Raw genomic sequence first — 256 nt, forward strand, 5'->3', positions numbered from 1 at the left:
AATGAGCTATTCAAATAGCTTCAAGATATCTTGGAGAGTTTGATCCTGGCTCAGGACGAACGCTGGCGGCGTGCTTAACACATGCAAGTCGAACGAAGAGGCTTGGAAGCTTGCTTCTAAGAATCTTAGTGGCGAACGGGTGAGTAACGCGTAATCAACCTGCCCTTCAGAGGGGGACAACAGTTGGAAACGACTGCTAATACCGCATACGATCCAATCTCGGCATCGAGGATGGATGAAAGGTGGCCTCTATTTA

General features: G+C 48.4%; 1 rRNA gene. It reads left to right on the forward strand.

Annotated features, from left to right (window positions below):
• Positions 1-27: 27 nt before the first annotated feature.
• Positions 28-256, forward strand: a 16S ribosomal RNA gene (locus VEI_RS09275); the annotation flags it as partial.

Source organism: Veillonella tobetsuensis, assembly GCF_001078375.1.
Lineage (GTDB): Bacteria > Bacillota > Negativicutes > Veillonellales > Veillonellaceae > Veillonella > Veillonella tobetsuensis.